This is a genomic window from Pseudoalteromonas sp. AS71, assembly GCF_038900275.1.
Lineage (GTDB): Bacteria > Pseudomonadota > Gammaproteobacteria > Enterobacterales > Alteromonadaceae > Pseudoalteromonas.
Window position 1 is genome coordinate 233398 of the sequence record NZ_JBBMQZ010000001.1, and the last position, 12887, is coordinate 246284.

General features: G+C 39.7%; 13 protein-coding genes. 10 read left to right on the forward strand and 3 right to left on the reverse strand.

Translation table 11 applies throughout. From position 1 onward, the window contains the following. The first annotated feature begins 152 nt into the window (after window positions 1-152). The 3 genes from pdsO to WNY98_RS01205 are packed head-to-tail and all read left to right on the forward strand — an operon-like array spanning window position 153 to window position 3551. Window positions 153-884: a sortase-associated OmpA-like protein PdsO gene (gene pdsO, locus WNY98_RS01195; protein WP_024597605.1), complete on the forward strand. Its 732-nt coding sequence runs from the start codon at window positions 153-155 to the stop codon at window positions 882-884. 46 nt (window positions 885-930) lie between these two features. After that, window positions 931-2949, forward strand: coding sequence for a marine proteobacterial sortase target protein (locus tag WNY98_RS01200; RefSeq protein WP_342876903.1), 2019 nt, complete (start codon window positions 931-933; stop codon window positions 2947-2949). Next, entirely contained in the window at window positions 2946-3551 is a 606-nt protein-coding gene (locus WNY98_RS01205) for a class GN sortase (protein ID WP_342876904.1), read from the forward strand. The genes WNY98_RS01200 and WNY98_RS01205 overlap by 4 nt, the downstream gene beginning before the upstream one ends. Here the strand turns inward: WNY98_RS01205 and WNY98_RS01210 are convergent. Next, entirely contained in the window at window positions 3446-4405 is a 960-nt protein-coding gene (locus WNY98_RS01210) for a DMT family transporter (protein WP_342876977.1), read from the reverse strand. The genes WNY98_RS01205 and WNY98_RS01210 overlap by 106 nt on opposite strands. Before the next feature lie 119 nt (window positions 4406-4524). On the opposite strand from WNY98_RS01210, the gene proB reads away from it, so the two are divergent. The 4 genes from proB to WNY98_RS01230 all read left to right on the forward strand — a co-directional run bounded on the left by proB (window position 4525) and on the right by WNY98_RS01230 (window position 8109). Then, window positions 4525-5628, forward strand: coding sequence for a glutamate 5-kinase (gene proB, locus WNY98_RS01215; RefSeq protein ID WP_076923776.1), 1104 nt, complete (start codon window positions 4525-4527; stop codon window positions 5626-5628). A gap of 116 nt (window positions 5629-5744) precedes the next feature. Then, complete coding sequence (locus WNY98_RS01220; protein ID WP_007581591.1) at window positions 5745-6104, forward strand: glutaredoxin domain-containing protein; 360 nt, start codon at window positions 5745-5747, stop codon at window positions 6102-6104. Between the two features lie 39 nt (window positions 6105-6143). Next, the gene (gene gltX, locus WNY98_RS01225) at window positions 6144-7628 is read left to right on the forward strand and encodes a glutamate--tRNA ligase (protein WP_007581594.1); all 1485 of its coding nucleotides are present in this window, start codon (window positions 6144-6146) and stop codon (window positions 7626-7628) included. 181 nt (window positions 7629-7809) lie between these two features. Continuing rightward, complete coding sequence (locus WNY98_RS01230; RefSeq protein ID WP_197110864.1) at window positions 7810-8109, forward strand: 2OG-Fe(II) oxygenase; 300 nt, start codon at window positions 7810-7812, stop codon at window positions 8107-8109. A gap of 4 nt (window positions 8110-8113) precedes the next feature. Here the strand turns inward: WNY98_RS01230 and WNY98_RS01235 are convergent, their stop codons facing one another. Next, on the reverse strand, window positions 8114-8506 hold the full coding sequence (locus tag WNY98_RS01235) for a hypothetical protein (protein WP_170071765.1): 393 nt from the start codon (window positions 8504-8506) through the stop codon (window positions 8114-8116). 101 nt (window positions 8507-8607) lie between these two features. Beyond that, window positions 8608-9387 carry a CPBP family intramembrane glutamic endopeptidase gene (locus tag WNY98_RS01240; protein WP_342876905.1) on the reverse strand — a complete coding sequence of 260 codons (780 nt, stop codon included), beginning with the start codon at window positions 9385-9387 and terminating at the stop codon, window positions 8608-8610. Window positions 9388-9589: 202 nt separating this feature from the next. Here WNY98_RS01240 and WNY98_RS01245 point away from each other — a divergent pair, with 202 nt between their 5' ends. The 3 genes from WNY98_RS01245 to WNY98_RS01255 all read left to right on the forward strand — a co-directional run bounded on the left by WNY98_RS01245 (window position 9590) and on the right by WNY98_RS01255 (window position 12766). Further along, window positions 9590-10291 carry a DUF3581 domain-containing protein gene (locus tag WNY98_RS01245; protein ID WP_024598641.1) on the forward strand — a complete coding sequence of 234 codons (702 nt, stop codon included), beginning with the start codon at window positions 9590-9592 and terminating at the stop codon, window positions 10289-10291. 188 nt (window positions 10292-10479) lie between these two features. After that, window positions 10480-11727, forward strand: a complete 1248-nt coding sequence (locus tag WNY98_RS01250) for a DEAD/DEAH box helicase (RefSeq protein WP_007581604.1) — start codon at window positions 10480-10482, stop codon at window positions 11725-11727. A gap of 58 nt (window positions 11728-11785) precedes the next feature. Then, window positions 11786-12766, forward strand: a complete 981-nt coding sequence (locus WNY98_RS01255; RefSeq protein WP_342875744.1) for a sensor domain-containing diguanylate cyclase — start codon at window positions 11786-11788, stop codon at window positions 12764-12766. Window positions 12767-12887: the final 121 nt, after the last annotated feature.

Here is a 12887-nt window from a genome sequence, read left to right on the forward strand (position 1 = left end):
TAAGTACGCTTAAAAAGGCAATTGCCATTTTTTTGCCACAATTGCTCAGCAGTTTGCCATTTTTGATCCCCTTTGTTGCCACTTGAGCTTGTTTTAATAGGTCCATCAAAACAAAACATCACAAATTAAAAAGTAAGTTTAAGGATCAAATCATGAAGAAGACATTAATTGCGTTAACACTCGTTGCTATTTTTTGTACTCCAGCAATTGCCTCAACATCTAACACGCCATCAAAAGAAGCCCATAAAGAAACGGCTATTGGTTTAGGTGCAGGCGCTATTATTGGCGGCGTAGTAGGCGGGCCAATAGGTGCGTTTATTGGGGCATTTGCCGGTGGTTTAATAGGTGATTCAAAAGTAGCTGATAACAAAATTGCAGAGCAAGAGCGTGCAATTACGGTTATGAAAGAAAAAACCAGCGATTACCAACACGTGCTTAACCACAATAATATGTTAGAGCAACAGCTAGAAGTGCTTGCCAATCAAAATGAGCAGTTAACTCAAGTTCAAATTAATAACTTATTGGCGATGACGGTGCAATTTAAAACAGGTTCAAGTGTTATTGCCCCGCATTTTGCGCTGCAGTTAGACCAACTGGTTACCTTGTTAAACAACCAACCACAGCTTGCGCTTGATTTAAGTGGCTTTGCCGATCAACGCGGCGATGAGCAAGCCAACCTTTTACTTTCCAAAGCACGTGTAAATGCCGTGCAAAGCTATTTAATAAAACACGGCGTGAGCCATAAACGCTTAAGCACGCAGGCATTTGGCGAGCAGCAAACATTGGCTAACAGTAACACGGTGGAAGATAACTTTTTTGATAGACGCGTAACGCTTACCACTCGCTCAATGAACTCAGTAAATGGCCAAACGGCGAGTAACTAAATCTAACTGAATCTAAGTAAAACAAAGCGTTCGATGGAGTGATTTTATGTTGAGTAAACCAACCAAAATGCTTACTAAAGTAAGCATTTTTATATTCATAGCGATTGTGCTGTTAGCGAGCTTCAAAAGCCATGCGCAATCACCCAAGTTAGAGCTTTTTGATAGCAATGGTGCGCCAGCAGGCCCTGCAATAATATTAAAAAGCGACGCCAATATGACCTTAACTGGCCTGATTAATCATGTTGTAGTCACGCAAACCTATCAAAACGAAAACCCGTTTGCGGTTAATGCGCGCTACGTTTTTCCATTGCCTGATGAAAGCGCCGTACATGCCATGACTATGCGTATAGGTGAGCGAGTCATTAAAGGCCAAATTGATAAAAAGGTAGAGGCCGAAAAAAAATACGAGGAGGCTAAAAAAGCAGGTAAGCAAGCGGCCCTTGTACGCCAGCAACGCGCCAATATGTTTATTACGAATGTGGCAAATATTGGCCCTGGTGAGCAAGTAATTATTGAGCTTGAGTATCAAGAAATAATTGATTACAGCAGCGGCACATTTGCTATTAGGTTTCCTACTACCATTACACCGCGTTATCACGCGATTAGTGGTGAAGTTGAGGTTAATACTCAGAACCAAACGCACGTTAACTCACTCCCAACGGGATGGTTAAGCCCTGTTTACAGTATTAAAAGCAGTAATCAAAATGATAACGTACCAAGCAGCCAATTTAGCTTAAACATAGATATAGACGTAGGTTTAGAGCTGGTGGATATCAGTTCTAAATTTCACAATGTTGATGTGCAAAACACTGCGTTTGGACAATATAAAATAGCGTTAAATGAGACAAATACAGTTAATCGCGACTTTGTACTTGAGTTTAAACCGCTGCAAAAAGAGCAAGCTCAAGCTGCATTTTTTACTCAGCAGTTTGAAAATGGTGACCGATACGGGCTTGCTATGCTAATGCCACCAGGGGATCATTTCACACAAACACAGCGCTTACCTCGTGAAATGGTATTTGTAGTTGATACGTCAGGCTCTATGCATGGGCAATCTATGGAGCAAGCTAAAAAAGCCTTGTTTTATGCACTTTCATTACTTGATAGCGACGACAGCTTTAACATTATTGGTTTTGACAACATAGTAACTCCAATGAGCGATAAACCACTTATAGCCAGTGACTTTAATTTACGCCGTGCAGAGCGATTTATTTATAGCCTAGAGGCCGACGGTGGCACTGAAATACAAGGTGCGCTTAATGCCGTACTTGATGGTAGCGAGTTTGATGGTTTTGTGCGCCAAGTTGTATTTTTAACTGATGGCAGCGTAAGTAATGAAGATGCATTATTTAAAAATATTCAAAGTAAGTTAGGTGATAGCCGCTTATTTACAGTGGGTATTGGCAGCGCACCGAATAGCTTTTTTATGCGCCGAGCGGCAGATATAGGTAAAGGCTCATTTACGTTTATAGGCAGCACAAGCGAGGTGCAACCTAAAATGCAGCAGTTGTTTGATAAGCTTGCACATCCGGCTATTACTAATTTGGCGCTAAGCGATGAAAGCGGTAACAGCTTAGATTTTTGGCCGTCACCACTACCTGATTTATATTTTGGTGAGCCTATCATGGTCGCCATAAAACTTAATAATGCTAAAAATGTGGTACTTGCTGGGCAAACAGCACAAGGTCCTTTAAGTATTAAATTAAGTACACAAAATAGCTCAAGCGCTCAAGGTATAGCAAAACTGTGGGCGCGCCAAAAAATCAAGTCATTACTTTTATACAACGAGCAAAATACAGTTAAAGATGAAGTACAGGAGCTTGCGCTTACTCATCAATTACTTAGCCCGTTTACTGCTTTTATAGCGATTGAACAAACTCAAATAAAAGAAGTGGCAGAGCAAACGGCGCAAGCTACTAATGCAGTACCACAAGGTATGGCAATGCGTTTACCGCAAACCGATGGGCAAAGCAGGTTACATATATTACTAGGCTGTATTTTATTATTGGGATTTAGCGCCCTTAAAATAAACCGATCATTTAAATTAAGCAGGGCACGTAAATGAAAAAGTGGCTAAGCGCGGGTTTACTAATAGCTGGGCTTGGATTATTTGGTCACGGCGCTTATATGCAGGCAAAAGCGTGGCTTGCTCAAGTATTAATTGAGCAAGCATGGCAAGAGGCGCTTAAATCACCCGGCATTAAAGTAAAACCGTGGTATTACGCCGACAGCTACGTGACTGCAAAGCTTGATTGGCCAAGCCATAATAAAACATTAAGTGTATTAGCTGGAGCGAGTGGTCGCAATTTAGCGTTTGCGCCTAGCCAATTTTTACCCGCAGGGGAGCTGGGCGGAAAAGAGTTTGGAAACGAAAAAGGCGCGCTAATAGCAGGGCATAACGACACCCACTTTGCATTTTTACAACACGCCAAAGTGGGAGAGGCGTTTACTTTGCAACTGCAAAGTGGGGTGATTCAAAATTATAAGGTAACGGGGATTGAGGTTATTCATCAATCCCAAAACTCATTTTTACAAACACCTGGGCTGTATTTGCTTACCTGTTACCCTTTTGATTCGCTTGTCTCAGGTACTGATTTGAGATTGCTTGTATCTGCGCAAATATCTTCACCCGATTCACTAAGAGGTATATCAACTACAAGTTCTTGATGGCGCTGGCTTACCATTACACCAATAAATACCACAAATATGCTCAGCCATTGCCACACGTTGAGCACTTCGCCCAAAATAATAGCTGACAAAATAAGTGTAAAAATAGGAATTAAATTAGAGTACGCAGCCGCGGTTAATACCGATACTTTGCTAATAGCATAATTGTACATGCCGTAGCCGCCAAGGGTTACACACGAACCTAAGTATAAAATACTCATAAGTGCGGTTAAGTCGTGTTGGTTTTCGCTTGGTAGGTCGATAAAAAATAAAAACGGCGCAAAAAACAAGCTGCCGCTAATACCTTGAAGTGCAATTAAAGTCAGGGGCGAGTAGCGATTAGCCAAATGTTTAATACTTACAGTATAAAATGCAGCGCACACCATCGCCATAAGCTCTAAAAAGTTACCCAGTAATGGATTAGGTGCTTGATCGGTACTTGGTGAAAGAAGCGTAAGTAAAATACTGCCGCCAATACACAGCGTAAAGCCAACAACAATGGCTTTGCTTATGTATTCTTTAAGTAATAAAAAGGCAAGCAGCGCAATAATTATAGGCAAGCACGACACAATAACACCCGCCTGCGAGGCTGATGTATATTCCATTGCGTGACCTTCAAATAAAAAGTACAAGCAAGGCTCAGCAAGCGACATACCCACTAAATACTTCCAATCACCTTTTAAATACTCAAATCGAATAACGTAGCGCCATAAGCAAAGCGATAAAACTAACGTGGTGAGCATGCGTAAAAATATTACCAAGGCAGGGTCGTAAATGGCAATGGCATATTTAAGCGCTATAAAAGAGCTGCCCCATAAAAAGGTGGCAATAATTAAACACAAACTGGCAGGCATAGAGAGTAATTTATATAATTTAATAAAATCAGATCCTAGCATGAATATTTTTAACTTGTTCAAAAATACCGAGCTGGTATAAATTAATTCATCTTTAATTAATGATTAGTAAAAAGCACATGCAAAGGGAACAGGTAATAGTTGTAAAGCTTGGTACAAGCGTACTTACTGGCGGCACCGATAAACTAGATAAAGCGCACATGGTTGAATTAGTACGCCAATGCTGCGAGCTTAAAAAGCTGGGGCATCACGTTATTTTAGTATCGAGCGGCGCGGTAGCTGCTGGGCGTGAACAGCTATTAAAACCCTGTGGCAGAAGCTTAATTGATAAACAAATGCTTGCTGCAATTGGACAAGGTCAACTTATTCATATTTGGCAGAGCTTGTTTGGTTTATATGGGATAAATGTAGGACAAATGCTACTTACTCGCGCTGATGTAGACGACAGAGAGCGTTACCTTAATGCACGCGATACGCTCAATGCGTTATTAAATTACGACGTTGTACCCATCATTAACGAAAATGACGCAGTCGCTACCAGTGAAATAAAAGTAGGCGACAACGATAATTTATCGGCGCTTGTCGCTATTTTGGCTAATGCTAATAAATTATTGCTACTTACCGATCAAGAAGGCTTATTTACCAGCGATCCGCGCACAAACGCCGATGCCACCCTCATTGGCGAGGTAACACATATAAACGATGAACTGCGCCAACTTGCTGGTGGCAGTGGCACAAATTTAGGCACCGGCGGTATGGCAACTAAACTGCAAGCCGCCGATATTGCAAGGCGCGCAGGCGTTGAAGTTATTATTGCTAAAGGTGCAGGTAAAAACGTTATTTTAAAATGTATGAGTGACGAGTTACCAGGCACGCGTTTTTTAAAACTCACCGCCCCAAAAGATGGCCGTAAAAAATGGTTACTAGCCGGGCCTAAAAGTACCGGTCAAATTGTTATTGATACAGGTGCTATTGGCGCCCTTCAAAATAAAGGCGCAAGTTTACTCGCTAAAGGCGTTACTAATGCATTTGGACGTTTTGAACGCGGTGATTTAATTGATTTAATAGATGCAAAAAATCAAGTGATTGCACGGGGCTTAACGCGATTTAGTAGCGTTGAGGTAAATAAAATAAAGGGTGCGCACTCTAGTCAAATAGGCCAATTACTCGATTACGATAGTGGCGCAGAAGTACTTCATAGGGATGATATGGTATTGCTATAGAAGCACTTTTAGTAAATTAAATTACTTGAGTGTAATTCTCGGAGTATTACACTTTTTTGATTGCAAATTTGTGCTAAAATCTGGCTCCTTAAATTGTTGTAAGCAGAGCACAGAACATGAAATTAGTTCGTTGGTTTTTAGGTTGTATAATCTTATTCTTTAATTTTGTATTTACTCCTCGCAGTAAAAAGCGTGCAAGCGACGAGCAAGCACAGCTTGATCAGCAAACCTCACAATTTAAACTGTATCAATTTAAAGCATGCCCGTTTTGTGTAAAAGTACGTCGCGCCATTAAACGTGAAGGCTTAAACATAGAAACACGCGATGCAAAAGACAATGAGCAATATCGTCAAGAGCTACTAGAGCAAGGTGGCAAAGTTAAAGTACCTTGCCTACGTATAGAGCAAAATGGCCAAGTACAATGGCTGTATGAATCAAACGATATTATTGCTTACTTAAACAAAGTAGCTGCATAAACCACTTTTATTATCTCACTTATTTAAAGAGAATATACCATGACAATTCGCACCCGTGTTGCCCCGTCGCCAACTGGTGACCCGCATCTTGGCACCGCTTATATCGCCTTATTTAACTACTGTTTTGCTAAACAACAAGGCGGTGAATTTGTACTTCGTATAGAAGATACAGACCAAGTACGTAGCACGCCAGAGTCTGAACTTGCGATTATGGATAGCCTACGTTGGTTAGGGCTTGAGTGGGATCATGGTCCTGATGTGGGTGGCGAATTTGGTCCTTACCGTCAATCTGAGCGTAGCGATTTATATAAAAAGTACGCGCATCAGTTAGTTGACGATGGTAAAGCGTTTTACTGCTTTGCAACAAGCGAAGAGCTTGATCAAATGCGTGAAGAGCAAATGGCAGAAGGCTTACGCCCTAAATACGACGGCCGTGGTTTAAACCATACAGATGAAGAAATTAAAGCAAACTTAGCTGAAGGCAAACCTTACGTTATACGTATGAAAATCCCAAGCGAAGGCACATTTAAGTTTAACGACTACCTACGTGATGAAATTGAGATCCCGTGGGAAAACGTAGACATGCAAGTACTTTTAAAAGCTGATGGTTTCCCAACGTACTTTTTAGCGAACGTAGTTGACGACCACCACATGGAAATTAGTCATATTTTCCGTGGTGAAGAGTGGATTAACTCAGCACCTAAGTTATTAAAATTGTATGAAGATTTTGGTTGGGAAGCACCAGTACTTGGTCACTTACCATTACTACGTAACCCAGATAAATCAAAGCTGTCTAAGCGTAAAAACCCAACGTCTATTAATTACTATAAAGAAATGGGTTACCTGCCAGAAGCCGTACTTAACTACTTAGGTCGTATGGGTTGGTCAATGCCAGATGAGCGTGAAAAATTCACACTTAATGAAATGATTGAAAACTTTGACATGAAGCGTGTATCGCTTGGTGGTCCGGTATTTGACGTAGATAAACTAAGCTGGTTAAACGGCATGTGGATCCGCGAAAACCTAACCGACGAACAGTTAATTCAGCGCTTTGTTGATTGGAAGTTTAACGGCGAAATGCTCGCTAAAATATTACCAGAAGTTAAAACACGTATTAATACACTGTCGGATATGGTTGAACTAGCAGGGCACTTTGTAGGCGGAATTCCAACTTACGATCCTGCGTTATTAACAGCCGGCAAAGCAGACGAAAACGTAATTCGCCAAGCGCTACAATTTTTTGTATGGCAGCTTGAAGGTTTGCGTAGCTTTGAAAAACCCGCTATTTTTGCAATCGCAAAAGAAGTTGCAACATTCCATGAGTTAAAAATTAAAGACTTTTTAGAGCCAATATTTGTCGCAATTACTGGCAAAACATCAAGTACGTCAGTGCTTGATGCAATGGAAATTTTAGGCTCTGACCTATCACGCGCCCGTTTACGTGTAGCACTTGCTCATTTAGGTATTTCTAAAAAGCAGGCTAAAAATATAGAACGTGCGTACCGCGAATACCCAAGCGCATAGTATTTAATAATAACGGCTCAATAGTTAGTTGTTAGAAGTATTAAAAGCCGAGCTTTATTAAGCTCGGCTTTTTTGTTTCAGGCTGTTTAGCTATATGACATCGTATTTTGATATTGTTTAGCCTAAGCATTCATAATTTACTAAATGCTACAATGCGGCATATAAACTCATAGGAGGCAGTATGATTGCAACCGTTAAAAACAAAGCTATTTTTAGCAGTAATACATTTTCGATAAACCTTGTTACTTACCCAACTAATCACAGCGTAATGAACCATATTGACCCTGTGCAGCAAGGGCGCTATTACAAGCTCAACTTTGTATTAGAAAAACCTAAAACTGGTGGGGTATTTAAATGTTCAAAATGCATTATAAATTTATTTAATCGCGTGTATTTATTCAGACCCGATAAGTACGAACACAGCGTATCTAAAATCGAGTCTGGAAAGCGTGTGCTACTGAGCTTTGCGCTTAATATATAAGTTATTAATAATCGTAGGCCTGTCCGGTGCATAAAACAGATAGGTCGCAGTACGATACAGAGGTTTCACTACAAGAATTGATAGTAAAAGCATTCCCACCTCTGCGCATGGCATCAGCTTTAAGTAAATCAATCGCGTTTGATTTAGAGCGATTGTAGCTTACATTATTTTTACCTCTACCGTCGCCATCACAGCTTTCAGCTTCTATTCGGCCTAAAAGTGTTGCGCCACTTTCGTGAGCTTCTTGATCGCTATAAAATTGCTGTAAATCTCTTTTATTAACGTAGGTGCCAATTTCTTGAGATAAAACGCCGTTGTCTATATCTGTATGATAAGTCATGCTTGAACAACCAGTTATTGTGGCGAGCACAGTTATTGTTGCTATAAAACGTAGCATATTCATTAATCCTTTAATTTATTTAAAGTAGTAAATTACTAACAAAATCAAATGCTGGCAATGTTTACTGCTGAGTAAATTGTTAGCATTTGTAAATGTATTTAGATTTTACTGAGCATAGGGTAAGTAAACAAAAAGAAGTGACAAACATTAACCAACCAATGGCATAAAATAGCCCACTCTAAGCGCCGCGTTTTATAAAAAGCATAGCCATATCCTAAGCCTGCAATAAACGAAACCAATACATAGTTAAACCCTCCTGCAAAATGTGCCAAAGCAAAAATGCCTGCAGTAATTACAGGGGCAAGTATTGCTAAACGGGTCGGTGTAATTATTTTGCTAAGCTTAGTTTGTAGTAAACCTCGAAATAAAGCTTCTTCGGCTACACAGGTAAATAAAAGATTAATAGCAATAAAGGCTAACCAAAAGTTGGGTACTTTTGGGTTAAAGCTTACAAGTCCAAGCATTAAAGCCGCAGTGAGCGAAGCTAAAACAGTAGCAATAATTATAAAAATGGGTTGTTTAACGTTTAATGGGCCCGCTTTATTAGAGTCTGCTTTTAAAGCTTGTTTATTCGAATAAAAGTAAGCACAAAGAAATAACCCAGCCATAGCTTTATCAAAATTAGCATAAAGGGTAAAAGTAATCGCATCGCTTGTAATACGCTCGTCTATAACAATAGGGAGGTTACTAAAACCAGGCACCCAATGAAGCGCTAATGCCAATGAGGAAACTATAAAAACAGTACTTAAAGTAGCGCGTATTATTACCCGCTTTGTATTTAGCACACAGTAGTATAAAACAACGTAAAGCCCAGTACTGAGCAGTGCATATAAATTTATATAACCTTGAAAATACGCACTTGTAACACTTAAAGCCATTAAGTAGTGCCAAAGGGGTTGTCGCATTATTGATATTTTGCAGTACGGAAAAACACATATAATTGATAGTGCTAATAAATAAAAGGTCATTGTTTTTTATTGCTCTGTTTTATTTAGCAACTAATCTAACAGATTCGACCTCTCAATATTTTTTTTCTGGTAATATAGATAGGTTATAAGCAGTTTAAGCAGTGAACAAACTATGTTAAGTCCTTTTTTTCAGCAGCACGCTGATTATGTTTCTATCTCTCGTGAGCAAGGTTGTCGATTCGCTAAATGCGTTGCTGACGATTACAATCCACTTCACGACAAAGATGCCAAAAAGTTTTGCGCGCCAGGAGACTTACTTTTTTCATTGGTACTAGACCGCTACGGTATTAGTGAACAAATGGAATTTACTTTTGCTGGTATGGTTGATGAAAACACCAAACTTAATTTCCCTGAAGGAGCCGATGAGTTTGATGTTACCAATGGCGAAAAAGTAATTTTAAAGGTAAAGCGCAGCGGTAAAACCAGCCAATGCCCAGCATTAACTAATAGTCTTATAAAAAATTATGTTGAGTTTTCTGGTACTACTTTTCCGCATGTAATTATTCCATTAATGGGCAAGCAAGAGGTAATGATAAACCCTGCTCGTCCGATGGTGATTTACGAATCAATGCTTATCAATCTTGATAATCTTGATATTACAGAACCAGAACTTGAGTTTGCAGAGCCTAGTTTTGAGTATGCCGGTAAGCGCGGAAAAATCACACTACGTTTTAACCTGTTGGAAAACGGCGTTAAAGTGGGTAGTGGTGAAAAGCATATGGTGGTTTCGGGTATTCGCGAATACTGCCAAGCAACAGTTGATGATTTAATAGCGTTTTACAACGAACGTAAAGCGACACTAAAGCCAGCTTAAAGCTACAGAAAATTATAAAAGGCGCTAAATACAACTGTTATTTAGCGCCTTTTTTATTGGTTTTTTTATTGTTTTAGCGCTAAAGCGAAAGTGAGTAACTACGATTAAATACTTTTCTGAACTGGTTAATTTACGCAGTACAGTAATATGCGTACAATAGCGCTCTTTGTTATTTTAAAGCTAAGCCTATGTCTGCCACTACGTTCTCATCACTTAATCTCGACCCGTTATTATTAACTGCGATTGAGCAAAATAATTACACTCAGCCTACCGCAATTCAGATTAAAACTATTCCGCCTATTTTAGCCGGAAGTGATGTAATGGGCAGCGCGCAAACAGGTACGGGTAAAACCGCTGCCTTTGTTTTACCTTTATTACATAAGCTTTTAAATACCCCTAAAAAAGATGAGCAAGGTCTTGCCCGCGTTGTAATTTTAACGCCAACACGAGAGCTTGCTCAGCAAGTATTTGCCAGCTTTGAAAAGTACGCACAAGGCACTAATATCAATGGTGCTTTAGCGTATGGCGGCGTAAGTATTGGTCCACAAATAAAAGCACTTAAAACAGCCCAAGTTATAGTGGCAACACCTGGGCGTTTACTTGATCATATAGTTAAAGGCAGTGTGGTACTTTCAAGCGTAGACTCTTTAGTGTTTGACGAAGCTGACCGCATGCTTGATATGGGGTTTATTGATGAAATTAGACGTATATTGCGTCATATCCCAGGCGATCGCCAAACTTTACTATTTTCAGCTACGTTTGATGACAGCGTGTTTGAACTCAGTAAAAAGTTACTTAAAAACCCAGAGCTAATTGAAGTTGATAAACGTAACTCAGCCGCAGTTGAAGTAGAGCAAGTTATTTACGCTGTAGATGAGGATCGTAAGCGCGAACTTGTATCGCACATGATTGGCATGAAAAACTGGCGACAAGTGCTTATTTTTACTCGCACAAAACAAATGGCTGATCAGCTCGCTAAGGAAATGTGTAAAGACGGTCTAAAAACCGAATCAATCCATGGCGATAAATCTCAAGGCGCACGCGACCGTGCATTGCAAAACTTTAAAGAAGGTATTACACGTGTACTTGTTGCAACCGATGTAGCCGCGCGTGGTTTAGATATTTCAACACTTAGATACGTAATTAACTTTGAGCTACCATACATTGCAGAGGATTACGTACACCGTATTGGTCGTACAGGTCGTGCTGGTGAACAAGGACTTGCTATGTCGCTGGTAAGTCTTGATGAGCAATGGCTGCTAGAAGAAATTGAAGTATTACTCGATACGCGTCTAACGCCGCAGTGGTTAGAAGGTTACGAGCCAGATCCTAATAAAAAGCCAAAAGACAATCGTAAAAACACCAATAAGTCGCGAAAAGATCGCGATAAAAAACGCATCACCGGTAAAAGAGAGCCAAGTAGGCGTCGTAAATAATAGCTTTTACTTTGCTTTTTTGCCTATACTGGAGCTACTAAGCAGCCGAGGTAAAGCAATGTTTGAAATTGATCAATGGGCATTTTCTGGTATTGATGGCCAAATATCTTTGCATAAATGGCAAAAAACAATTGATCTTATAACGGGGCTTTTTTCAGCCCCGTCTGGTTATATAGTTCAGGCAACAAGCAAAGGCTATCGCGTTGTTATTAGAAGTAACGAGGGTGGATCTAACTTTGAGACCAACCCTATACTCCCTCCTCAAACTCCTCTGTTTTGTCGCCACGTAGCTGAAACTAACAATACATTATATGTTAATGATGCAAGTAATAACGATACATGGAATACCCTGTCAGAAGTAGTTGAAGACGGTGTTGAATCCTACCTAGGTTTACCCATTCATTGGCCTGAAGGCGAAGTGTTTGGCACGTTATGTTTAAAAGACACTAAAATAACAAGCTATACCGATGAATACTTTGAACTCATAGAACAGCTACGCGATTTGATTGAAGACGACTTAGCCCTTGTTTATAGCTATGAGCAAATGCGTGAAATAGCCATGTTAGACTCATTAACTAATATTTATAATCGCCGAGCACTTAACTTACTAGCTCAGCAAAAGCTTAACTTAGCACTGCGTTTAGGCTTTGACGTGTGTTGTTTGTTTATTGATATAAACGACTTTAAAAAATTAAACGACACCTGCGGACATGAAGTGGGTGACAAAGCATTGATTATATTGGCAGATACGCTAAAAACGCATTTAAGAGATGCCGATATAGTAGGGCGTTTAGGTGGCGATGAGTTTGTTGCAGTAATGCAAGTAAGCGATAAAAGTAAAATTAACTATATTATGAATAAAATTTCGACCGAGTATTCAAAAGCCTTACTTAAAGTAAACGTGTGCGATTTATCACTCAGTATTGGTTATAGTTTTACTGATAAACAAAAGCAGCCCTTTGAAGCGCTATTAAATGATGCGGACCACGCAATGTATAAAAATAAACAAGCGTATAAGCTAGCTAAAAAAGCACAATAATAAAAGGAAGTTCGTCATGACTAATACCACAAAACTTAGTTGGTTTTTTCTGCGATAGGTTTTATTTTTTCATTAGCAATAATAAGCTGATTTGAAACGTTCCCTAACATTAGATTTATAT